This window comes from Peribacillus sp. NPDC055009 (assembly GCF_053608705.1).
This window is the reverse complement of the sequence record NZ_JBSGVZ010000012.1, coordinates 1-24,119: the sequence shown is the minus strand read 5'-3', so window position 1 is coordinate 24,119 and position 24,119 is coordinate 1. Positions and strand designations below refer to the sequence as shown.

At 42.0% G+C, this 24,119-nt stretch carries 24 protein-coding genes and 2 riboswitches; of the genes, 6 read left to right on the top strand and 18 right to left on the bottom strand.

From position 1 onward, the window contains the following. Positions 1-6: 6 nt before the first annotated feature. Genes ACWF5P_RS17725 through ACWF5P_RS17680 form a run of 10 tightly spaced genes read right to left on the bottom strand, consistent with a single transcriptional unit; the run spans position 7 to position 9,309 of the window. A complete protein-coding gene (locus ACWF5P_RS17725) occupies positions 7-1,131 on the bottom strand; it encodes a cobalt-precorrin 5A hydrolase (RefSeq protein ID WP_452445117.1) in 1,125 nt (374 codons plus the stop codon). Then, positions 1,128-1,904, bottom strand: coding sequence for a precorrin-4 C(11)-methyltransferase (gene cobM, locus ACWF5P_RS17720; RefSeq protein ID WP_137018453.1), 777 nt, complete (start codon positions 1,902-1,904; stop codon positions 1,128-1,130). The genes ACWF5P_RS17725 and cobM overlap by 4 nt, the downstream gene beginning before the upstream one ends. Beyond that, entirely contained in the window at positions 1,901-2,608 is a 708-nt protein-coding gene (cobI, locus tag ACWF5P_RS17715) for a precorrin-2 C(20)-methyltransferase (RefSeq protein ID WP_230176406.1), read from the bottom strand. The genes cobM and cobI overlap by 4 nt, the downstream gene beginning before the upstream one ends. Next, entirely contained in the window at positions 2,601-3,815 is a 1,215-nt protein-coding gene (gene cbiE, locus ACWF5P_RS17710; RefSeq protein WP_434169652.1) for a precorrin-6y C5,15-methyltransferase (decarboxylating) subunit CbiE, read from the bottom strand. Before cbiE ends, cobI begins: the two co-directional genes overlap by 8 nt. Continuing rightward, positions 3,778-4,911 carry a cobalt-precorrin-5B (C(1))-methyltransferase gene (locus ACWF5P_RS17705; RefSeq protein WP_101221876.1) on the bottom strand — a complete coding sequence of 378 codons (1,134 nt, stop codon included), beginning with the start codon at positions 4,909-4,911 and terminating at the stop codon, positions 3,778-3,780. Before ACWF5P_RS17705 ends, cbiE begins: the two co-directional genes overlap by 38 nt. A gap of 5 nt (positions 4,912-4,916) precedes the next feature. After that, on the bottom strand, positions 4,917-5,564 hold the full coding sequence (locus ACWF5P_RS17700; protein WP_034312499.1) for a precorrin-8X methylmutase: 648 nt from the start codon (positions 5,562-5,564) through the stop codon (positions 4,917-4,919). Between the two features lie 12 nt (positions 5,565-5,576). Continuing rightward, a complete protein-coding gene (gene cobK, locus ACWF5P_RS17695) occupies positions 5,577-6,347 on the bottom strand; it encodes a precorrin-6A reductase (RefSeq protein WP_402942441.1) in 771 nt (256 codons plus the stop codon). Next, complete coding sequence (locus ACWF5P_RS17690) at positions 6,344-7,270, bottom strand: CbiX/SirB N-terminal domain-containing protein (protein WP_434169445.1); 927 nt, start codon at positions 7,268-7,270, stop codon at positions 6,344-6,346. Before ACWF5P_RS17690 ends, cobK begins: the two co-directional genes overlap by 4 nt. A gap of 18 nt (positions 7,271-7,288) precedes the next feature. Beyond that, positions 7,289-8,926, bottom strand: a complete 1,638-nt coding sequence (gene cobJ, locus ACWF5P_RS17685) for a precorrin-3B C(17)-methyltransferase (protein ID WP_434169444.1) — start codon at positions 8,924-8,926, stop codon at positions 7,289-7,291. Positions 8,927-8,940: 14 nt separating this feature from the next. Then, positions 8,941-9,309 (bottom strand): (2Fe-2S) ferredoxin domain-containing protein, encoded by a 369-nt coding sequence (locus tag ACWF5P_RS17680; RefSeq protein WP_101221872.1) that lies wholly within the window; start codon positions 9,307-9,309, stop codon positions 8,941-8,943. Between the two features lie 152 nt (positions 9,310-9,461). Next, positions 9,462-9,651, bottom strand: a riboswitch (cobalamin riboswitch). 201 nt (positions 9,652-9,852) lie between these two features. Continuing rightward, positions 9,853-10,048: riboswitch (cobalamin riboswitch) on the top strand. Between ACWF5P_RS17680 and ACWF5P_RS17675 the strand changes: the two genes are divergently transcribed. From ACWF5P_RS17675 to ACWF5P_RS17655, 5 genes are all read left to right on the top strand, one after another. Then, complete coding sequence (locus ACWF5P_RS17675) at positions 10,032-10,190, top strand: hypothetical protein (protein WP_157830965.1); 159 nt, start codon at positions 10,032-10,034, stop codon at positions 10,188-10,190. Its footprint overlaps the riboswitch before it by 17 nt. A 34-nt stretch (positions 10,191-10,224) precedes the next feature. Continuing rightward, the gene (locus ACWF5P_RS17670; protein ID WP_101222238.1) at positions 10,225-10,968 is read left to right on the top strand and encodes an energy-coupling factor ABC transporter permease; all 744 of its coding nucleotides are present in this window, start codon (positions 10,225-10,227) and stop codon (positions 10,966-10,968) included. Between the two features lies 1 nt (position 10,969). Continuing rightward, complete coding sequence (locus ACWF5P_RS17665; RefSeq protein ID WP_101221871.1) at positions 10,970-11,281, top strand: energy-coupling factor ABC transporter substrate-binding protein; 312 nt, start codon at positions 10,970-10,972, stop codon at positions 11,279-11,281. Beyond that, a complete protein-coding gene (cbiQ, locus tag ACWF5P_RS17660) occupies positions 11,268-12,044 on the top strand; it encodes a cobalt ECF transporter T component CbiQ (RefSeq protein WP_452445116.1) in 777 nt (258 codons plus the stop codon). The genes ACWF5P_RS17665 and cbiQ overlap by 14 nt, the downstream gene beginning before the upstream one ends. Positions 12,045-12,062: 18 nt before the next feature. Beyond that, positions 12,063-12,908, top strand: a complete 846-nt coding sequence (locus ACWF5P_RS17655; RefSeq protein WP_452445115.1) for an energy-coupling factor ABC transporter ATP-binding protein — start codon at positions 12,063-12,065, stop codon at positions 12,906-12,908. Positions 12,909-13,008: 100 nt separating this feature from the next. Here the strand turns inward: ACWF5P_RS17655 and ACWF5P_RS17650 are convergent, their stop codons facing one another. The 6 genes from ACWF5P_RS17650 to ACWF5P_RS17625 form a co-directional block, all read right to left on the bottom strand. Continuing rightward, positions 13,009-13,227 (bottom strand): YozQ family protein, encoded by a 219-nt coding sequence (locus ACWF5P_RS17650; RefSeq protein ID WP_137018441.1) that lies wholly within the window; start codon positions 13,225-13,227, stop codon positions 13,009-13,011. Between the two features lie 180 nt (positions 13,228-13,407). Further along, positions 13,408-14,835, bottom strand: a complete 1,428-nt coding sequence (locus ACWF5P_RS17645) for an amino acid carrier protein (protein ID WP_434169441.1) — start codon at positions 14,833-14,835, stop codon at positions 13,408-13,410. A 1,244-nt stretch (positions 14,836-16,079) separates the two neighbouring features. Beyond that, complete coding sequence (locus tag ACWF5P_RS17640; RefSeq protein ID WP_434169440.1) at positions 16,080-17,354, bottom strand: Nramp family divalent metal transporter; 1,275 nt, start codon at positions 17,352-17,354, stop codon at positions 16,080-16,082. A gap of 70 nt (positions 17,355-17,424) precedes the next feature. Further along, on the bottom strand, positions 17,425-18,606 hold the full coding sequence (locus ACWF5P_RS17635; RefSeq protein WP_452445114.1) for a thiolase family protein: 1,182 nt from the start codon (positions 18,604-18,606) through the stop codon (positions 17,425-17,427). 23 nt (positions 18,607-18,629) lie between these two features. Further along, positions 18,630-19,295: a 3-oxoacid CoA-transferase subunit B gene (locus ACWF5P_RS17630; protein ID WP_289349801.1), complete on the bottom strand. Its 666-nt coding sequence runs from the start codon at positions 19,293-19,295 to the stop codon at positions 18,630-18,632. 6 nt (positions 19,296-19,301) lie between these two features. Next, entirely contained in the window at positions 19,302-19,958 is a 657-nt protein-coding gene (locus ACWF5P_RS17625; RefSeq protein WP_402942406.1) for a CoA transferase subunit A, read from the bottom strand. A 231-nt stretch (positions 19,959-20,189) separates the two neighbouring features. On the opposite strand from ACWF5P_RS17625, the gene ACWF5P_RS17620 reads away from it, so the two are divergent. Further along, complete coding sequence (locus tag ACWF5P_RS17620) at positions 20,190-20,975, top strand: IclR family transcriptional regulator domain-containing protein (protein ID WP_318291651.1); 786 nt, start codon at positions 20,190-20,192, stop codon at positions 20,973-20,975. Between the two features lie 296 nt (positions 20,976-21,271). Here ACWF5P_RS17620 and ACWF5P_RS17615 read toward each other — a convergent pair whose 3' ends face one another. Beyond that, complete coding sequence (locus ACWF5P_RS17615; RefSeq protein WP_434169437.1) at positions 21,272-22,846, bottom strand: AMP-binding protein; 1,575 nt, start codon at positions 22,844-22,846, stop codon at positions 21,272-21,274. A 26-nt stretch (positions 22,847-22,872) separates the two neighbouring features. Beyond that, the gene (locus ACWF5P_RS17610; RefSeq protein WP_452445113.1) at positions 22,873-24,045 is read right to left on the bottom strand and encodes an acyl-CoA dehydrogenase family protein; all 1,173 of its coding nucleotides are present in this window, start codon (positions 24,043-24,045) and stop codon (positions 22,873-22,875) included. Positions 24,046-24,119: the final 74 nt, after the last annotated feature.

Here is a 24,119-nt window from a genome sequence, read left to right as displayed (position 1 = left end):
TCCCTCTTAAAAAGGAATGATCCCAACTGATATGGTTACGTTCCCCGATTTTTTCTTAACCAGCTCCAATTGTTCAGCTTTAGTATAGATCCTCACAGCCGGTTCACTCACACCATATGCACCCGTGTATTTATATACTGTATCCGATGGCGCTTCGATTTTGGCATGATTAAGCTCTTCCGGTTCATAATGCACGAATTCCCAGCCATATTTTTCAACTACTTCAATCAAGCCAAGTTCGTCTTTCTTTAAGGAAATTGTACAGATCGCCTTAACGCTTTTTAATGAAAATGATAAATCGGCTAGTGTTTCTGCAATCACCTGCTCAATTTCAGCCGCCGCCGTTCCCCTATTGCACCCGATACCAAGAGCAATGACCTTTGGACGATATACGATTCCATTTTCCAGGATTCTCATTTCCGACTGCTTAAGCATGCGGTGAGTCACGACCAGCGCTGCTTGCGGCTTTGCTTGAAGCGCTTCTTCAATGGATGGGTATATGATAATTCGTTCAGGTAATGCCGTATCATAAGACCACCAGTTCCGTTCACCTGATTCCTGTACAACGGCAACATGCTCTTCATTTACTACGGACGCACTTACTGGCGTCAATTTTTCTGCGGAATCCCAAATCCAGCCGAAGCGCTGGCCGAATAAGTCGACAGGAATCGTTTTTTGTACATCCGAAGCCGTGGTGATTATAGCTCTTGCATCAAGGGCTGCAGCAACTTCCTTAGTCAGTTCATTTGCCCCTCCCAGATGCCCTGACAGTACACTGATAACATTTTCCCCTTTATCATCAATGACTACGACACCTGGATCCGTTTTCTTATCCTTCAAAATTGGTGCAATCATCCTCACGACTGCCCCGAGTGAAATAATTAAAATGATTCCCTTATATTCCTTGAATAAGGCTGGCAATAGCATACGGACACTGCCCGAAAAAAGCTGGATCTGTTTATGCTCTTCGTCCCCTTTTTCAAACTTGCTCATGTAATATAGATCGGAATTCGAAAAAACGGTATGTAATTTTCGCGCCAGCTCGACACCATGCTTTGTAATCGCTACGATCGCATAAGTGTGGGACCGTTTAATGGGAGCAAGTTCCGCTTCTTTCAATTCAATGATCATGGTTTAACACCTTTTCTGAAACCGTGGGTAAAACTCGCATCATATAGTTTGGAACGGTATTCATCTTTATCATGGATGGCAGGGTCCAAAGCCCATCCAGCCAAAATCATCGCATGTTTGCGGATGCCATTTTGACGCATATCATCATCTAAGTTCACTAACGTAGTGCGGACGATTTTTTGGTCCGGCCATGTTGCCCTTTGAATGACTGCAACCGGTGTATCATCCTTCCAACCGGCTTCCTGGAGTTCTTTAACGATTTTTTTGGTCAAGGTTGCACTCAAGAAAAGGGCAATCGTACAGTGATGACTTGCCAAATCACGTAACTTCTCAAATTCCGGAACAGGCGTACGTCCTTCAGCCCTCGTTAATATAAGTGTCTGGGTTAAATCAGGGATGGTCAGCTCTGCTCCTATTGCCGCTGCTGAGGCGAACACCGAACTCACGCCAGGAATCACCTCATAACCGATACCCTCTTTCTTCAATAGGACAATTTGTTCCATGATTGCACCATACATGGCAGGATCCCCAGTATGAATTCTAGCAACCATCTTTCCTTCTTTAACACGCTCAACCATGATGCCAACAATTTCCTCCAAATGCATTCCAGCCGTTTTCAGCACCTCGGCATCGGGTTTTGCCTTAGCAATCAATTCTTCATTCACTAATGAATCCGTATATAAAATAACATCAGCCGTTTGGAGAATGTTCAATCCTTTTACAGTAATCAAATCCGGGTCACCTGGGCCAGCACCTACAATATATATCTTCATTTTCTCACCACCATCAATGTTAAGTATTCTAGTTCAAGTCCTTCCAATTCACTCACTTTCCAAATCACTTCTTCATCGGAAGTGACTTTGGTTACGACCGAGGCCTTTTCAAGCAAGTCCAAATCTTTTAAAACGGTAATCATTAAATCGATGACCTTTGCCACTTTGATGAACACAACGGCATCATGGTCTTCGATCGCCTTCTTCATCGCTTCATAGTCATCCCTTGCAGGAACTATCGCAACATGATCATCACCATCAGCCAAAGCGATGCCCAGCCTTGACGCTGATCCATTAAAGGAAGAAATGCCCGGGACTGTCTTGATTTCGACTTCAGGATGCAACTCCTGCATCAATTTCATCATATGTATGAACGTACTATATAAAAGCGGATCGCCTTCCGTTACGAAAGCCACATCTTTTCCTTCATTTAATTTTTGCCAAACCTTTTCAACCGTTCCGTTCCATTCCCGATCCAAAATGGCTTTATCTTTCGTCATCGGAAAAACAAGGCCCAGCATATCCTTTTCTTCAGGACGAATGTAAACTTCAACAATGCGATGTGCGTAGCTTTTACTCCCTTTTCTTTTTTTGGGATACGCAATGACCGGAGATTCCTGAATCACGCGAAATGCCTTTACTGTAATTAGCTCTGGATCGCCCGGGCCTACGCCAAGGCCATATAATGTACCAAGATTACTCATTCATGTCTTCCTTTCGTTGTGCAGTAATGATATAAACCGGATTAAGCGGTACAAATCTGTTCATTCCCAATATTGGCTTACTTCTGGAGATTTGCGCATGCATGATGGAAGTGTGAAAACCAGCTTCCGCAAATGCTTCATTAGCCCGGTAAAGATTCTCAATCGTCGCAGCATTCAGAACGATCCTGCCGCCTTCTTTTAACCGATTGCAGCAAGTATTGATCAGCTCTCCCATTTCGCCGCCAGTCCCGCCAATGAAGATCGCATCAGGATCAGGAAAATTTTCCAATCCCTGCGGTGCTTTACCATGAATCGCCGTTATATCGGTACGGAATTTACGTTGGTTTTGATAACAGTTATCTAAATCAGGCTCATTTTTTTCAATTGCGAAAATTTGGCCTTCGGATGCAAGCTTGGCCGCTTCAATTGCCATTGAGCCCGTACACGTCCCAACATCCCAAACTATACTGTTTTTCTTTAGCTTCAATGCATGCAGGCTTAATACCCGGATTTCCTTTTTGGTAATGAGGCCTTTATCAGGCTTCCGTTGTGAAAATTCTTCATCTTCTATCCCCAATGACCAGCTTGGACCTTCTGATTTCCTTTTCAAAATGACGACGTTCAACGGGGAGAATTCCCGCTCCATCATTTCATCAAGTTCATACCAACCTGATGTTTCCGTTTCCCCTTGAAGATTTTCAGCCACAAATGCCCGGTATTCCGTCATTCCGAATGCAAGGAGATATTTAGCCAGTTGATTAGGGCTATTTTCGCTGTCAGTAAGCAAGGCAACTTTCGCTTTCCCATCAATCCTTTGGGCCAGCCCTTTCATGCTGCGTCCATGAATGCTAACGAGGAAGGCATCTTGCCAGCTTTCCCCCATTTTTGCAAAAGCAAGCTGAATTGAACTGAAATATGGGTAAACCTCCATGTTGATTTTGCTGGAAAGATAACCTCCCATTCCATAAAACATTGGGTCACCGGAAGCTAAAACCACAGTTGGGCGAGTTTCCTCCTGCAGTTGTTCTACAATTGTTTTCAAACCGCCCTTTATGATAATCTTTTTGCCAGAATAGTTCGGAAAGAAGGATAAGACCCGCTCACCTCCGACCAGCACTTCACTTTCTTCTATCCATTGGGCATATTGAGGCAGTAAGCTTTCCTGACCGTTATCCCCTATCCCGATTAATTTCATCGATTGACTCAATTCCAACAGCCCTTCCCAATAATTGTCCTTTCAACGAATAAATCGCCGTTTCCATTTCAATGCCACCCTTCACTTGGTTAATGGCAGAGTGACAGCAGGATTCACATAATTTATTAAAAAAGTCAAAATTATTAATGGCTGACATCATATCCCCGACTTGTGACGCTGTGTTTGCATTCTTGATTTCAAGAACAAGATCATCATCAGCTCCGACGCTTTGGGCAATTTCCGATAGAAAACCAAAGTCGACCGGGGCACTTTTTGAATGCACCATCATCACACCTTGGGCCACTTTGGAGAATTTACCCATCATGCCGACCAGTGAGACCTTTTTAATTCCCTGCCTCTTACATTGCTTAAGTGAGAAGCCCACAAAGTCACCCATTTCAATAAAGGCTTCCTCAGGTAAATCCTGGAGAAGGCCCATGGCATACTTTTCACTGCGCCCGCCAGTCGTTAAGACAAGATGCTCACACCCGCTAGCTTTGGCGACACTGATAGCCTGGACGATACTTGCCATATAGGCGGAACTGGAAAAAGGGACGACAGTGCCCCTTGTTCCCAAAATGGAAATTCCTCCTACAATCCCCAAGCGGCCATTTAATGTTTTTTTCGCTATTTCTTCACCTGCTGGCACGGAGATGACGACCTTCACACCTCTATTGATCTTAAATTCTTCCAGTGTTTGTTGCACAGTGGTTAAAATCATCTTGCGCGGTACAGGATTAATCGCCGCTTCTCCAACTGGAACGGGAAGTCCGGGTTTGGTAACACGACCAACTCCGGTCCCTCCATCCAATATAATCCCAGGTGCATCCGACCAGCTGACAGTAGAGATAATATGGGCCAAATGTGTGGCATCGGGATCATCTCCGGCATCTTTAATCGTTTCTGCACTAACCGCATTTTCCGATATTTCATATTTCTCAATAGTGAAAGTGGCATCTCGGCCGATTGGCAAGGAAATGGTTGCCTCCTCTAGTGCATCCCCCGTGATCAAAGCGGTCAATGCCGCTTTGGTCACGGCTGTCGAACATGCTCCCGTCGTATATCCATGACGCATTTGTGAGGGGTCTTTTTTCACTTTCTTTTCCATGTTTTTTAACTATCAGCTAAAAGGGAAATCGCGTTCAATGCTGCAACAGTGACAGTACTTCCACCTTTTCGGCCAATATTCGTAATGAATGGCACTTCTGTGATCTTAGCCAGTTCCTCTTTCGATTCTGCTGCAGAAACAAATCCAACAGGCATTCCAATGATTAAGTCCGGTTTTGCAATCCCCTCTTTAATAAGACGAATGAGCTCTAGTAAAGCGGTAGGTGCATTGCCAATCGCATAAATGCCCCCTTCATTTTCCTTTACCGCTTTTTGCATCGAAATGATCGCCCTTGTCGTATTCAAACGTTTTGCCTCGACCATCACATCCGGATCCGAAATATAGCAATGAACGTCCCCGCCGTGTTTTTGAAATCGTTTTTTGCCTGTACCGCTCTCAATCATTTGCACATCCGCAATAACATGTCTGCCTTTGCGAATGGCTTCCACACCAGCTTGAATGGCATTTGGATGGATGATTACACTTCTTCCCAATTCAAAATCCGCTGAAGCATGAATGACCCGGCGGACGATCTTCCATTCATCTTCAGAAAAATCATGATTGCCCATTTCTTCAGCAATGATTGAAAAACTATAATCATATATTTTGTCAGGGTCTACCGTTAGTGGTTTAAAATCCGTTTTAAAATCCATCTTGCATTCCTCCTATTTTTCATTTAACTGATTATTCAACTCGGCAATGACATGTTCAAAACTGGAATGAACATTCTGATAGTCAACATCTGGTCGAGATATCATGATTGTCTCAATTCCACATTCCAACGCGGCTTCCAATTTCTCATCAACCGCACCGACCTTGCCGCTTTCTTTCGTTATCATCAATGTGACCCCATATTGTTCATATAGAGCTTTATTCAATTCTTTGGAAAACGGCCCTTGAATCGCAACGATATTTTTTTGTTCGATGCCCAACTGTGCACATTTTTCCATATTGTCCATGCGTGGCAGCATTCTTGCTATGACTCTGGTATTCTCGAGCCCTACCAATTCTTTTGCGAACACGGATAGTGTTTTACTTCCGGTCGTGAGCATGATGACTCCCCGTTTTGCAGCGGCAAGCTTGGCAGCTTCCTCATAATCACGGACAACTATCAATTTATCATTCTGAAACCGTTGACTTTCACGCTCATAACGAATATAAGGAACATTTGCTGCCTTTGCTCCGATAAGGGCGTTTTTGGATGCTTCTTCGGCAAATGGGTGACTTGCATCGACTACAGCCTGAAAACCTTTTGCAGAGATTAAAGATGTCATATCTTCTGCAGATAACCGGCCAATCCGGGTGGAAATCCCTGAATCTTGCAAACTCTTAGCCGCCGATTCGGTTACAACAGTTGCCAAAACCTTGAACCCCACCTGCTGCATCTCAATCGCTAATTCCCTTGCATCACTTGTACCCGCCAAGAACAAAATCATTTTGATGTCCCCACCGCTTGCCCATCATGATCGTGGTGATGATCATGGTCGTGATCGTGGTCGTGATGGTGATCATGGTCGTGATCGTGGTCGTGATGGTGATGATGGTGAGCATGTCCATGTTCCTCGACATGTTTACGATAGTTTTCCAAATCACGCGCCCCGCTTGACCTTCCTTCACTGGCTTCGATTACTCGTTCTTGCAGAATGTTCTGTAAGGTTGGATGATATCCAAAATACTTTGCCAAAATGAATTCTCGATCATGATATTGCTCTTGATAGCCTTTCAGCATATCCTCCATTCTTTCCATCAACACCCCAGTGAAGAGGAAATATGGCAGCATCACTATTTTTTTTGCCCCTAATCGTATGCATCGTTCAATACCTTCATCAACGTGAGGGTCCGTTACACCCATGAAGGCTGTTTCGACCCATTTAACGCTTAATTTTTCCCATAATAATCGTGAAATTTTATATATATCACTATTGGCATCAGCATCACTGCCACCTCGGCCAATTAGCAATATCGCTGTCTCAGAATGTTCAGAGGTCGTATCGAATCCCGCTTCCTCAAGACGGTCTGTCAGGATCGTCAATACATCATGGTGGACCCCGATCGTTTGGCCATATGTGAATTTCACTTCTGGATACTTGGTTTTCCCATCCTCTATTTCAGCTGGGATATGTAATTTCGAATGTCCTGCATGCAACAAAATGATCGGTATGACGATAACTTCAGTAGCCCCTCGTTTTACACAATTATCAATTCCTTCGGATATATTCGGTGCCGCAAATTCCAAGAAGCACGTTTCCACCATGAAACGCTCGTCCATTGCCGGAATCATATTCTTAATAAAATGACGGACTTCTTCATTTCCCGAAGCCAACCGGCTTCCGTGTCCTACGAACAAAACTGCTTTCATTTACTTTCCTCCTCTAGATTAGTCTTCACAAGGCGCAGGCTCTATGTTTATTTTGGGAGCGATGTCCTGATAAGAAAAATTCTGTATCTTTTTCGAACGTTTGAAGTATTTAAAAAGCCGCTCATTTGGATGGGCATTTTGCTTATACTCCCCGACAATGTCCGTAATCAGTTCAACAAGCTGTTCCGGTTCAATGCCTTCCGCCACCGGCTGACCCGGATGGGCTGTTCTTCCAACCGGTTTAGCTCCAAGAAATAAGTCGAACTTCCCTTTTCGGAAGACAATCCCGATATCATCCATCACAGCACTATAACAAGCCATCCCACACCCATTAAAACCGATGTTCAGTTCCTTGGGCATTTTCATTCCGCCAAGCACCCGGTGTATTTCGTCCGCATAAGGAATGGATTCCGCTTTTTCACCATCACAGAAATCACAGGCTTTTAATGTCAGTACATCTCCAATCGGCGACAAAAGAAAGTTTGCTGATTGCAATTTCCCCGTTATGACTTCCGGATCCGTTGTCGGAATCTTTAAGACGATTTTATGATTTGGCGTGTATTCCATCGTTCCCTTTTCCCCAACAACTTCCGCAAGTGTCATCATTTGTTTGGGAGTGAATTGTTTATTCGCCACACCTGGACTAACGGCAAGTTCGAATACCGACTCCATTTTTTGCTGAACAATCGGCTGAATGGATTGCTTAACGGTTTGACCCTTGACTCTTGACAGGGCCTCCATTGCCATTTCAAAGGAAGCTGGCTTCTTTTCTGGTGCTTTTGTAAGTAATCCAACTCCTCCAGCGGACTCGGTTAAGGTCTCTTGATCTAATGCCCACGGTTCCGCTTCTTTTTGCAGTCGCTGATGCGGCTTCAATGTTTGCTTTTCCGAATTCAAAGTATATTTTCTCTGATAGCCTCTTGGTGTGATGATTTTGTCATCATATAAAAAGGTGGATGAATTACCGATAATGACGGTGGTCAACATTCCAATATCGTGATTCAACATATCCTGCAAATTGGTTATGACAATATCCTGCCTATCGCGATAAGCACTTTTCACCAACCCGACAGGTGTATCCGGCGAGCGGTAGCGAAGGAGAATTTTCTGTGTTTCAACAATTTGCCGGGTCCGCCTGCCGCTGCGCGGATTATAAAGTGCAATGACAAAGTCTGCCATTGCAGCTGCTTCAACCCTTTTAGCGATCAGTTCCCAAGGAGTTAAATGATCACTGAGGCTGATCGTACACGAATCGTGCATGACTGGTGCCCCGAGTAAAGACGCACATGAGTTGATTGCAGAAATGCCAGGAATGACTTCAATGCCCACTCCAGTTTCTTCTTTCCAGCCTTTCTCAATCAATACTTCATAAACCAACCCTGCCATCCCGTAAACTCCGGCATCCCCACTGGAAATCACCGCCACTTTCTTTCCCAGCTCCGCTTGTTTCACTGCTTCCTGTGCACGTGATACTTCTTCAGTCATCCCCGTACTAATGATCGTTTGATCTGTAAGCAGTCCCTGAATGAGTTCAACATAAGTTTTATAACCAATGATGTAGTCACTTTCTTGAAGGGCTTCGACGGCACGTTTGGTAATGTGTTCAAAATTCCCGGGCCCAAAACCCACGACGAATAATTTACCGTTTGTACTCATTAAGACATCTCCTTTTACGCTTTGTTCTTTGAAATACCCGTATGAGCAGGAAAATCTGGATTAGGGGTCATTTCCCCATCATTGAATTGATAGATCATCTGTGGAACAAATTCACCATCATCGATATTACTGACGATCTGCCGACCGAATTCAGGCGTTTCCACTCGATACCAGTTTCCTTGGGGATAGGCAATCACAACGCAGGCATCCTTACATCTTCCGTTACAGCGTGTCCTGGTTGTATGGATTTTCAAATCAAGTCCCTTTGAAGTAATTTCATCGCGAATCGCTTGGGTTACTTCTTCCCCGCCCTTTTTCATGCAGCTGCTCCCATTACAAATCAACAGATGCGTATTTGTACCCATCAAGTTCCAAGTAGTCATCTTCTTCCTCCTGAGTTCAGGGAAAAGGCAAAATAAAAAACCTTAACATTAGAGTCAAGGTTTTAAAAAAACTATATGAATGAGAAGCCAAAGGCAAACATGCCAAATCCTTCCAAAATCGTCATAGTCCTTCTACCTTTCCCTCCGAAAAGTATCATGCAATTTTAAAAGCAGGTTTCCTGGCTTACGCTTCATTTTACTTTGTCCCTTCCCGGCATCATGCCAGTGGCTATCGACAATTTCATCAGCGTTTACAGTAGCGGGGGCTGCATCGGATTTTCACCGATTTCCCTATTATCCCTTGCTTATTCACACAAGGGCACTTTTAAAATGAAATATTTGGTTTTATTATACATTTCTAACTAACTTAATCTATCATATAACAACTTTATCAAAATTCAATAGTTTATTCCGACTGTTTAGAAAAGTTTAATAGTGTAAAACCAGTTAAAATCCTTTCCTTGCAACAAAATCCGTCCCGAAAAAAAAGATAGTGTAGCTGAAATTATTTCTTTATGGTACACTATACGAGAATTTTCAAAATAATTACATAAGTTTTATGGTGTTGAATTTCTCGGAATTCAACTTAAAAGGGAAGCCGGTGAAAATCCGGAGCGGTCCCGCCACTGTAAAGGGAAGTCCTATTACTTTAACTTTAATCCACTGTCAAATGAGATGGGAAGGATGTAATGGGATGATGAACCAAAGCCAGGAGACCTGCCATGAAACGTGAAACTGTTTCAGCCTACGAGGATGGGCGTGCGGATCAGGCAGAATGGCCCATGATTGCTTCATGCTGCAAAATTCCTGTTCATTACGCACTTCTTTCCTTTGAGAGAAGTGCTTTTTATGTTGGGCGCCGCTTTTCTTCTCAAGATTGATCAGAAAAATTTAAAAGTATTGAAAGGAGAAAGAATGAAAAGAACCAATTGGAAAATTATTTATTTTGTCATCTTATTGCTTTTTATCCCGAACCGGGCAATGGCCATGCATATCATGGAGGGCTTTTTACCCATTGAATGGGCTATATTCTGGTGGGCCGTGACGTTTCCATTTTTAATCTTAGGTTACCGGTCCATTAGGTCCAAAGTTAGGGAAAATCCAGAAACAAAAATGATACTTGGCCTATCGGGCGCATTTGTATTTATTTTATCGGCCCTAAAGATTCCTTCCGTTACGGGAAGTTCTTCACACCCTACCGGAGTTGGTTTGGGTTCCATATTATTCGGACCATTGGCCATGAGTGTCGTTGGCTCCATCGTTCTGTTATTTCAAGCTGTTTTACTGGCTCACGGAGGATTGACGACATTAGGGGCCAATGCATTTTCCATGGCCGTTTGCGGACCGTTCATTGCTTACTTTGTCTTCAAGGGCGCAACTAAATTGGGGTGGTCTTTTTCACTTGCCGTTTTCTTGGCAGCTGCTTTTGGAGATTTAGGAACCTATGTGGTCACTTCCGTTCAACTTGCTCTTGCTTTTCCTTCCGAGGTAGGAGGATTCATGGCCTCTTTCAGTAAATTTGCAGGTATTTTTGCCCTGACCCAAATTCCCTTGGCAATCAGTGAGGGGTTATTGACAGTCGTCGTAATGAATTTCTTGAAAAAATACAATCTAGGTGAATTGAAATTGCTGCGAGTTTTTTCTAAGGAGGCCCGTTAATATGAAAAAAAGTCTACTGCTGCTTTTCCTGGTTGTCATTCTTGCAACCATACCGTTAATCACCCAACAAGGAACGGAATTTGGCGGTGCCGACGGCGAAGCTGAGGAAGCCATCACTAAGATCCATCCGGAATACAAGCCATGGTTCAACAGTATATGGGAGCCGCCAGGTGCAGAAACCGAAAGCTTATTATTTGCGCTTCAAGCTGCAATCGGAGCCGGTTTCATTGGATACTTCATTGGCGTGATGAGACAAAGGAATAAGCAAACCAAACAAGAATTGACAGAAAAATCGAAGCATGTTACTCATTGATAAATATGCCTATTTCAATGGGCTAAAGGATGTTCATCCGTTGGAAAAGATGGTTTTTGCACTTTCCCTTTTGCTGTTTTCGTTAACGGTAAGGGATATGACCGTTTCGCTCATCACTTTTACGGTGATGAGCGCTTTAATCATTTTTGCGGCAAAAATCCCGCTTTCCTATTATCTGAAATTACTTCTATTGCCAGGATTTTTTATACTATCTGGAACAATTACCATCCTTTTTTCTTTCACAAGCGAATTTACTTCGATATCGAATATATGGTGGTCCTGGAAGGTCGGGAACTGGCAAATATTCATCAGCGATGACAGCGTCGGTACAGTGTCCAATTTGATCACTGTTGTATTCGGCAGTATCAGCTGTTTATATTTCCTTACCTTAACTACACCCATTACCGTCATCCTATCCGTGTTGCGAAAACTAAAAGTGCCTTCCTTATTGATTGATTTAATAGAATTGACTTATCGCTTCATCTTTATTTTTTTAGATACAGCTTTGGCCATTCATCAAGCACAAGCTTCACGGCTAGGGTATGTTTCATTAAGGAAAGGCATACAATCTCTCGGATTACTAATCTCGTCTTTATTTTTAGGAGTATTGCAGCGCTCTGGGCAATTGACGATGGCCATGAACGCAAGAGGCTATCAGGAGAACCTTTCCTATCTCGAGGATACTTACACCTATTCCTCACGCAATTGGCTGATCGCGATAGTAATATTAGGAAGCTTAATCTTTATTAATGGATATTTGTAAATTGGAGGCAACCCAACAATGGACGAGCATATTTTTCATATAGAAGGCCTCACCCATCAATTCGCAGATGGAACGTTCGCTTTAAACGATCTGTCGCTAACGATTCAACAGGGTAAAAAGATTGCATTATTAGGCAATAATGGTGCCGGCAAATCGACTTTATTCCTCCATTTAAATGGTCTTTTACAACCTACAGCAGGAACAATCAGATTTAAGGGCAAAAAAATGAAATATGACCGTAAATCATTATTATCATTACGAAAGCAAGTCGGGATCGTTTTTCAAGATCCCGACTCTCAGCTCTTTTCCGCTAATGTACAACAGGATATATCGTTTGGACCGATGAATTTAGGATGGGATAGAATTAAGGTTCAAGAGAAAGTAAATTGGGCAATGGCCCAAACGGAAGTAACGGAACTGAAAGACAAACCTACCCATTTTTTGAGCCTTGGGCAAAAAAAACGTGTCGCCATTGCGGGGATACTCGCCATGGAGCCCGATGTCTGGCTCTTGGACGAACCTACCGCTGGATTGGATCCTTATTTCTCAAGACAGATCATGGCTCTGCTGGACAGTATCCACCACCCTGACAAAACGATTATCCTATCAACTCATGATGTTAATTTAGCTTATCAATGGGCTGATGAAGTTGTTGTCATGAACGATGGTAAGGTCATATATCAAGGGAACCCTATTTCCGTTTTCCATGAAGAAGACGTTTTGCTGCAGGCACATCTGGAGAAACCGTGGGTATTTGAAATGTTTCAAGCCCTTCTTCAATCAAGGAACCCTGCAGAAAGGGACCTTTTCCCAAGAACGAAGGAAGAATTGCTTCAAAAGTTGGAGACAGAAAGAATTTATTAATTAATTTCCCCTAGCTCTTGCTTCATCAGAAGCTAGGGGATCAAACCGATATCTAAAAAATAGCAGGCGATAATTCTTGTTCCTAAAAAAACAAATTTTATTACCTTTCTTCTTTAGATCTTTCTTTTGCAATTTCAATATCTCTTCCGTTTACATCATCAATGACTGCCTTTATTTCGCCTTCCGCATAAGTATCCGAGACTTGTTCGTGGGTTCTGGCCAGTCCAGAGGATAAAGGATCTTCCCGTTTATAATCGCTGACATCATATATTCTTCCGGCAACTTCTGAAGATTCATTTTTTGATTGCTTGCTATCCATTTTATTCACTCCTATTTTTTAAAATGTCCAAACATTTTGACAACAGTATTAAAGTCAAAGGTATTTTGTGTAAAAAACGAAGCAATATTCAATAATGTTAAAAAAGGAGGAAAAAGGCAAAGAAAAAGCTTACAAGTAAAATCCCCTTTCAGGGACTTAACATGTAAGCTTACTGAGAGCTTATGCCTCCTTCTTCACATCCACATTATCTGATGGATCACCCCAGCATTCCACATTCTTCAAACCTTCAATATTGTTCACATGGAAGACTGGATTTTTCCCACTTTTCTTTTGCTTTTGATAATCCGCCAGTGCAGCAAAAGCAATCTTTCCAAGTAAAGCTATGGCGATCAGGTTGATAATGGCCATAAGGGCCATCAGCAAGTCAGCCAGTCCCCAAACAAAATCCAGTGATGCAAGCGAACCGAATATCACCATCCCTACGACTGCGATACGATAGACATTCAGCCAAACCTTATTTTCATTGATGAAGCCGATGTTCGACTCTCCATAATAATAGTTGCCAACAATCGAACTAAAGGCGAATAGCAGTACGATAATGGCAAGGAAAATACCCGCCCAAGATCCCAATGCCGTTCCGAGGGCATTTTGGGTTAGGACGATACCATCCGTTTCCTTAGATGTATAAAGACCTGAAAACAAAATGATGAAGGCTGTCGAGCTGCAAATGATGAGCGTATCGACAAAAACACCTAGAGACTGAATGAGACCTTGCTTGACGGGATGACTGACGTCAGCCGTGGCACCAGCATTTGGTGCACTACCCATCCCGGCTTCATTTGAAAATAGGCCGCGCTTGATTCCCTGCATCATGGCTGCTCCCAGAACTCCGCCAGCCACTTCTTTTATTCCATCAAATGCACTTTGAAAGATCAAAGCAAAGACACCAGGTAACTCGGTAATGTTCATGATGATGATAATCAATGCCACTATCACATAGGCTCCTGCCATGATCGGGACGATTACTTCAGAGACCTTTGCAACCATTTTGATCCCGCCAAAAATGATGACAGCCGTGACCATAGCCAAGATGATTGCCGTAACCCACTTTTCAATCCCAAACGATTCATTGAATGCGCTCGTAATCGTATTGGCTTGTACCGAGTTGAAAGCTAGTCCAAATGTAAGCGAAATCAACACAGCGAAAGTGATCCCCATCCAACGGGCATTCAATGCTTTTTCCATATAATACGCAGGACCTCCGCGGAATGCATCCCCATCCTTGACCTTATAGATTTGAGCAAGTGTACTTTCAATGAATGCGGAAGCAGATCCGATCAGTGCTATTAACCACATCCAGAAAACGGCTCCAGGTCCGCCCGTCGTGATCGCGATGGCAACACCTGCAAGGTTACCCGTTCCTACCCGCGATGCCGTGCTTATGCAAAATGCCTGAAAGGATGTTACACCTTTTTTATCCGCAGTGGCCCCTTCTCCCAAAAGCCTGAACATTTCCCCTACCATTCTGAATTGGACAAACTTCGTGCGGATGCTAAAATAAAGACCCAATCCAACCAACATGATGATCAATATGGAAGACCATAACACACCATTAGCCTCACTAATAAATTTTTCTAAGAATTCCATTAAAACAAACCCCTCTACTTAACTCTGATTATTATTATAAAAACATATACAACTATAATTTATTTCCCCGTGCATCGAGAAGATAAACAAAAGAAGCCCGTAAAAAAAAGGAAATTCCACAATGAATCTCCAATACAATAATATATTATATCCTAACACTCCATTTTTTTCATTCATGAATTGGTGTAATCAATCGAAGAACATAATATTTCAGTATCATTTCCTTTAGATAATAATCATACTTCCTCACTTCATTTAACATTCATTCCCAACGGAAGTTATTTTCTATTTTTATCACCATCATTATAAAAATACTAAGCGGGTACTGTTTAAATTGAAAAACAAAAAAGATTTTGCTGTGCCTATCGTAAAATCAGTAGGCAGAGACTAATAAAAAAAGGAGCATTTCAGTTCCCAAAATCCAAACAAAAAGAGAGACTTAAACAGCCTCCCTATACTCATCAGTTTTTAAACTCCCTAAGGACATTAAATACATCTGCCTTACTTGGAGCTATTATGTATCTCCTTCATAAGCTCAGATCAGGAAAGCTCACAGATAAACTCCCCCCTCTTGCTCAACGACAGTATAATGATTCATCTCGAATACATCCTTTCATAGAAAATAAAAAAGCACTTTGCGTAAGCAAAGTGCATAGTGGTCCTCTAGTCACAATCCCTACGCTGGCATTACCCAACAGGTTCAAACGGTCTACAACAGTTAGTCATACTCTCAGCCTGATTCCACAGACTCCCGTAACATTAAATTTTATTCAAGTCTATTCCTTCTGCCTAAAAAATGCAACTCCATTTTAAACTACCGTTAAATGCACTAAATCATAGATCCATATTTCATTAAAGGAATGAACACAGATCATCTCCATCGATTTTCTCAATTTTTCATTTTACATGAAGGCATATAATTCTTTAATTAATGGCATATAAAAGAAATACCATTCCAAACTCTAAAGTAAAAGCTATGTGCTTGTCTGCTGGATATAAATTAGGGTAAAAAACTTAAAAACACAGCTACTTTTGGATTGAATATGTTTGCTAGAAATCCTTCTTTAATATAATTATTTTCGATGACTATCAGCTTTTCCGTGAAGGTGTAAAGCACATATGCTTTTACGGGGCAGCGAAAAGGAGATTTGGGGGTAAAAAAACCTTCGTATGAAAGTGAGACTGACCAGCTAAAGGGAAAAATAAAGGCTATCAGGAAGAAGATTCCCCACAGCCTTTACCTATTATTTCGTAAAAATTTCAATAAGTTCGTTAACCCCTAAATAGATGAACATGATGAGACAAGCCGTTAAAACCAAATTAGGAACCGCTTTGTTCCTAAACTCTTTATCTACCTTTTTCGAGTTTAATAATAAAATCAGGGAGATCGCCAGGAATGGCATAAATAATGCTCCTAAAGCTCCATATATGATGATTAACTCGACGGGTTTTCCGAAATAAAACAAAATCATCGGAGGGAATGTCAGCCAGGTTAGATAGGCACGATAAGCAGGTTCCGTTTCTGATACAGCCTGTTTTCCTGGAGCCTTTTTCTTGCGTATCGTTTTGACAAAATCAGCAAAAAGATACGGAACCCCATTCCAAACCCCAAGTAAGGAAGAGAAAGCTGCAGACCAAAATGCAATTAAGAATAACCAACGCATAGGTGTGCCAAACTCCGCCCCAAGCATTTCGGCAAGTTGGATAAGCCCTTGATCATCACGGATGCTGACACCTGTACCCGCAAGAAATTGAGCACCGATTATCAATGCAGCCAATGTAAAAATAGCTGTTAATGTATAGGCAACCTTGGTATCTGTTCTCATCATGGAAATCCAACCTTTTCCACTCCAGCTTTTTTCACTTAACCAATAACCATAGGAAGCCATAGTGATTGTTCCACCAACTCCACCAATCAAGCCTAGCATTAAAATGAATGAGCCTTCTGGAACTCTAGGAACGAATCCGATTGCGAAATCTCCTAAGCTAGGTAGGAAAAGAATCGCTGTACCGATAATCGTTACAAACATAACACCTATTAAAACTGTCATTACACGTTCAAACAGCAGATAACGGCCTGTCCAAACGAGACCGAAGCCTAGAATCGAATGGACGATAGCCCAAGCCCAAAGCGGCATGATTGGAAACATGGCGTGCATGGCCAATGCTGAAGTCGATGCTGCAGCTGCTCCATAGATAAATCCCCAAATGACTGAGTAGATACCAAAATAACCTGTTGCCCATTTCCCTAATGAATGCCAGCCATCAATCATGGTTTGTCCAGTTGCCAAATACCAGCGTCCTACACCTTCATTTAAAAAGTATTTCAAAATTGCACCGACAATAATGGCCCATACAAAGGTCATTCCAAAAGACGTTCCAATAACGATAGATGTTATCAAATCAGCAGTTCCTACACCTGTGGCAGCGACAACTATACCTGGTCCAACCTGTCTTAATTTTTCCCCCATCGTAGCTGGTGGAATTTTGAGCTGTGGCTTATTAAGTTCTGTCTCCATGTAATGCCTCCTCAGATCGTAAATGTCCAAAATATATTTATTTAATGTAGTTCATTCATTTAGAATCGTCTTAGGCTAATTCTAATAAAATAGCCATGCCCTGACCTCCGCCAATACATAGAGTCGCTATCCCGTATCTTTCTTGTCGTTTTTGCATTTCATGAATTAATTTCGTTATGATTATCGCTCCAGTTGCGCCTAATGGATGACCTAATGCGATAGCCCCACCATTTACATTGATTTTATCCGGATCCAGCTTTGCTTCACGTATCACGGCAAGTGATTGCGAAGCGAAAGCCTCATTCAATTCAAACAGCCCTATATCCTCAACCTTCAGACCAGTTTTTTTCAAAAGTTTTTCGATTGCGGGAACTGGACCGATTCCCATATATCGTGGATCGACACCGGCTGTAGACCAGTTAACGATTTTGGCAATGGGTTTGACACCTATGTTGGAAGCCTTTTCTCGAGTCATTAAAACTAAGGAACTCGCTCCATCATTACGGCCACAGGCATTACCCGCTGTGACAGTTCCATCCTTTTTAAAGACTGGTTTCAATTGGGTTAATTTTTCTAAGGTTGTGTCTCTTGGGTGCTCGTCTATTTGGAAAATCGATGCGTTTTTTCTAGTTTTTATTTCAATCGGAACAATTTGCGATTTGAAGGATTCAGACTCAATTGCTAATTTTGCCCGATTCTGGCTTTCCAAGGCAAATGCATCCTGATCCTCACGGGAAATATTATATTTTTCCGCAACGTTTTCAGCTGTAACCCCCATACCTAAGTCTTTTCCAAAAACTTCGATTGGCTGCTGGCCATTTTCAAGATTAGAATCAACAAGGTAAGGATTTCCTTCTCCATATCGTGAATTTCTTAAATAAATGGGGGCTCTACTCATATTTTCCGCTCCGCCGGCAACAACAATATCATCCGGATTAAATGCTAAGTGCTGAACCCCCGATACAACAGCCTGAATGCCTGAAGCACAAAGTCGGTTTACTGTGAAAGCAGAGGCCTCATGGGGAATACCAGCTCTTAATGCAGCAACACGTGCTAGATTAGATGATTCAGTGGACTGCCGTACCTCACCAAAAATTACTTCATTGATCTGCTCAGGTGCTAGCCCAGCACGCTCAATCGCATCTTTAATGGTTGTTGCAGCTAGATTTCCAGCCGGTATATCTTTTAATCGTCCGCCAACTCTACCAATGGCTGTACGGTTTGCGCTAACAATTACAAATTCATGATCCATTATAATACCTCCGGATTGTTAATTCATTCGACTGAATACGCTTTCAAACTTGGTGAAATTATAAAATTTGCAGGTGTGATTTCTTTTAATTTCTCTATCGTACACCCCTTGTCTAACTCTTCTAAAATCATTTCATTATCTTTAAATCGAAAAACTGCATATTCAGATATTAATGTCGATACAACACCTTGGGCTGTTAGTGGAATATCGCAGTGATTGACAATTTTCGGATTACCCTCTCTCGTGCAATGCTGAGTTGCAATGATGACTTCCTTTGCACCCACGACTAAATCCATTGCTCCACCAACTCCTAAAATATCCTTTCCCGGTACAGCCCAGTTTGCTAAATCTCCTGTTTCACTGACTTGAAGGGCTCCTAAAACGACTGTATCAACATGTCCGCCGCGAATCATCGCGAATGATTCGGAGGATGAAAAATAAGCAGCACCTTTTTGTGCGGTGACCGGTAATTTCCCGGCATTTATGATTTCAGGGTCTTCCTTCCCTTTTTCTGGCGAAGGACCTACTCCAAGGAGCCCATTTTCGGTATGAAGGTATACTGATTTATTTTCGGGTATATAGTTAGCAACCATGGTCGGAATGCCGATCCCTAAATTGACGATTGTTCCCTCTTTTATTTCCATAGCAACCCTTTTGGCTATCATTTCTTTAATAGTAAGTGACGACATCTTCGGTCAATTTCTCCTTTCCACTATAAAATCCACGAACAAATGAGGCGTTATGATTTCCTCGGGAGATATCTTGCCCATTTCAACAATCTCCTCCACTTCAACTATAGTTATTTTTGCTGCACTAGCCATATCAGGGTTAAAGTTCCGAGCTGTTTTTGAATAGATTAAATTACCCAACCTATCTGCTTTTTTAGCCTTCACTAAAGCCACATCAGCAAATAACGGTAACTCTAAAACATATTCTTTTCCATTAATCACGCGTGACTCTTTATTTTCTCCTATAAGTGTCCCTGCTGACGTTCGAGTATAAAATCCACCTATACCGGCACCTGCTGCTCGTAACCTTTCGCCTAATGTCCCCTGCGGAACCAGCTCCACTTCCAAGATGCCTTGCTTGACGTAACGGACGGCATCCATATTACTCGTAAAATATGAACCTATCCCTTTTTTTATTTTATTTTGGAGTAGAATCTTACCTAGACCTTTTCCTCCGGGTTCCCCTAGGTTATTGCTAATGATCGTTAAATCGGAAACTGGATATTCAGCCAATGCTTCCACCAAGTTAAGAGGGCATCCTACCAACCCAAAACCTCCTACAGCGACGGTGTCTCCATCTTTTATATACGAAACAGCTTCTGATGCAGTAATGATCTTATTCAATGTAGCTTAAAGCCTCCTCTTCCACGTAATGTAATCCCTTACATATTCAATGAAAAAAATTTAAAATAAGAGTTGTATAAATTCAATTATGGATGTACACTATTCGTACAGCTTGTACATATAGTGCATCTTGGGATAATCATAATTATCTTTTGTTAAGAAGTCAACCTAATTGTTTATATTTTCTAACAATTACTATAAATATTCTTTATTTTCAGGAGGAAGTTCGTAATGGATAATGAAACGGAACAATCATCTTATTTCGTCCAATCAGTCGCAAAAGGATTTGAAGTGTTAAAAGCTTTTGATTCAAGTTCTGCTAGTCTTTCTCTTCGGGAACTTGCAGAGCGGACAGGCATTAATAAAGCGACAGTTAGACGCTTTGCATTAACCCTTGTCGACCTTGGTTATTTAAGGTTAATAGAAGACAATAGATTTCAACTCAGCCCTAAGGTTTTGGATTTAGCGGTCCATTATTTACAAACATTGAATTTACCGGATCTTGCTCAACCAATCTTGGAATCTATCTCTGCCACTGTAAAGGAATCAACAAATCTGGCCATTCTGGATGGGGCAGAAGTTGTCTATGTTTCCAGAGTAAATGCAGCTAAAAGGATCGTCGGGGCAAACTTGAAGGTCGGTTCAAGGTTGCCTTATTATGCAACCTCATTAGGAAAAGCACTTGTTGCCTGGTTACCCGAAAACGAAAGGAAAAAAATTTGGGGAATCACCAATATCGAAGCCTTTACCCAAAATACAATCACCACTTATGAAAAATTCGAGGAAGACCTGGCCATGACCAGGTCACGGGGTTATGCGTTAGGTGATGAAGAACTAGAGGAAGGACTCCGCTCCATTTCAATGCCCATTATCAATTGGCAGGGGGCAACGATAGCCGCAGTAAATGTTTCTACCCAGGTCATCCGAACAGATAAAAAGAAATTATTAGAAATCTACTTGCCAGCCCTTCAAGAAGGAGTTAAAAAATTAAATCATCAAACGGGATCTAAAAGTTAAAATCAAAATACACACTTGAAAAAATTGAGGCCACTGAAAACTTTCGTTTTTTAGTGGTATTTAATTTAGTAGTAAAAAAGACGACTCCAATTTATTTTCATAAAATTGGAGTCGTCTTTTTATTATTAAGGGTTCTGGTGCGAAAATATTCTTTCGGGAATATATACCTAAATTTCCTATTCACGTATGAATTATGATGCAACTTAAAATAATTTGTGTCTATCTTATATTTTCTAGTTTTCTGTAGGTCTCAATGTTGAAAATAAGTCTGTTATGATACACTTCTCCTGCCTCTCCTAAATGGTTAGAATCCCTTGTGAAAACATCTTTCTTAATTCTTTTTTATCTATTTTTCCAATCGGCGTTAAAGGGAACTTATCAAGAAAATAGGCTATTTTAGGAACCATATACTTAGAGGTTCTTTGTTTGCAGAAATCAATTAATTCCTCACTAGTACAGTTCGATCCTTCTCGCAATGATACCACGACACACACTACTTCTCCCCAATCTGGATGGGGAACGCCTATGCAAGCGCTTAATGCAACAGAAGGGTGCTGGTTCACCACTCGCTCAACTTCTGAAGAATATACGTTCATCCCGCCCGTAATGATCATATCTTTCTTCCTATCCACAATATAAAGGTAACCGCTTTCATCCCATTTACCAATATCCCCCGTGTAGAACCAGCCATCACGGATGTATTCTTGGGTAAGATCCGGTCTTTGATAATAGCCTACCATCATGGCTGGTGATTTTACGATAATTTCTCCAAGCTCAGTTGGTTTTACATCATTTCCATCTTCATCAATCAGTCGAACTTCGGTAAGAATGCATGGTTTCCCACAGCTTTTCAGAATTTCCGAATTGTTATGATAAGCCCATACATGAGCGCTCTTCGATAGTCTGGCAATGACAATATTGCATTCAGTCATGCCGTATTGCTGGCGCATGATAGGCCCGAATACTTCAAAAGCTTCTTTAAGGCGCTTTTGAGAAATTGGTGACGCGCCGTAAAAGATATTACGCATGGAGCTCATATCATATTCCATCTTCTTTGTCTGGTCAAGGAGCCTGTATAACATGGTCGGTACCATGAATGTCGTCGTTATTTCATGTTCCTTTATCGCCTGTATGAATGCTGCAGCGTCGAATGAACCCATCACATAGACATGGACGCCCGAAACAAGGGATCTCCAAAGTAATGAACCGGCTGAATGCACAATGGGCGTACTTAGCAATACCCGGTCACGGTCATCCAGCGGGTCTTCGATAGATGCAGAAAGTATGGCGGCGCCGAGTCCTTTCTGGGAATGCATGACGCCTTTGGGTGTACCCGTTGTCCCGCCTGTATATGACAGAAGGGCAATGTCTTCCTCTTCAGCTAATGGCAAGTCTAGATTATTTATTTCGCCGGGCCATTTAAACAGTTCAAACTCCTCCGGATAATTAATATGAAAGCCTGGGAGCCCAATAACATGGACATCTTCCTTCTTCATTTCTTCCAAATACTCAAAGAAGGTGTCAAAGTGTGTCTGTGTAGCTATTATGACCACTTCTGGTTTTGCTTCCTTTAAAATGAATTGTATTTCTCTTTTCCCCAGTTTTTCACTTAATGGCACCAAGGTTGCTCCACATTGCTGGATGGCCAAACCAAACATCACACTTTCTAAACTGTTTGGAATGATGGTCGCTATGCGGACACCCCTTCCTGCACCTAAACGAAGTAGATACGTTGTGATAAGTTCTGTTTTCTTCCATAACTCGTCGTAGGTTATCGTTTCCCCGGCTGGCAACAAGGTAATAGCCGGCAGTTCGCCGAATCGTTTCATTCCTTTATTCAACAGTGACTGAAATGTCAACTTATGCAGCATGTATATATCCTCCCCCGAAAAAGGTTTTACCCTTTTAATAATGCTTTGGCAATTGTATTTTTTTGAATTTCTGAGGTTCCGCTCAGAATACGGTACATCCGTGCACTCCTGTACATTTTTTCTACTGGATGCCCTTTTACCAAGCCTTTGGAGCCAAAGATTTGGACAGCCTTGTCAGCCACACGGCAATTTACTTCTGAAGCAAACAGCTTAGCCATGGATGTGCCGGCTCGATCCTCTTTTCCTTGATCAACTTTTCCAACCACATCATAGACCATGCACCTTGCTGCGTAGATTTCCGTCGCCATATCTGCGAGCATATGCTGAATTGCCTGGAAGTCACCGATGGGCCGGCCATGTTGGACTCGCGTTTTGGCATGTTCAATAGATAAATCGAGAAGGTGTTGGGCCATTCCGATAAAGCCGGCGGCATGGGAAGCGCGATTTGTGTTTATTCTTTTCAATCCGAGCAGCAAACCTTTTCCTGGTTCTCCGATTATATTGGCGGCAGGCACTCGACATTGATTGAAATTCAATTCAGCATGTATGCGTTCTCCTGATAGGGGAACTTGAATGTCTCCTAGTTCAAACCCCGGATGTTGGGATGTTTTTTTATCAACTAAGAAAGCAGTGATTCTTTCTTTTTCTCCTTTCCCGGATTCTTTCGCTATGACAATGGCGAAATCAGCATAGGGGGCCGCACTGATAAAATGTTTCTTTCCGTTTAATATATAATCATTTCCGTCTTTAACGGCTGTTGTTTCGATAGCGAAGGCATCTGATCCAGCATTTGGTTCTGTAAGGGCAAAGCAGCAGCTCGCATCTCCCGTCACAACGGGCATCACATATTTTTCTATTTGCTCAGGTGTAAAACTTTCCAACATCTGGCCAATTCTTAGCGGCCCGCCAATCTCACCGATAACCTGCCCCCATAAAACCGCTCCGGAACGGGCCAATTCTTCCTTGAACATGCATAAGCCTTTTAAACTAACATCTTGTCCGCCATATGTTTCAGGGAGGTTAATACCATAAAACCCCAATTCCCTGGATCGTTTCCTTGCCCATTGTATCGCTTCCATCGGGATATCCTCTTCAGCGTTCAATCCATGCTCCTGTTCATATGGAAGCAATTCATTTTGGATGAAATCCTGCAACCTTGTTTGTAGTACCTCTAATTTCTCTTCCTGGGTTGTTACCATAAGTTTCCCCTTTCGATTTTTATTTTCATTGAATTTTTTAAGTATTTAAAATGTTATAATATTAATTTTAAATG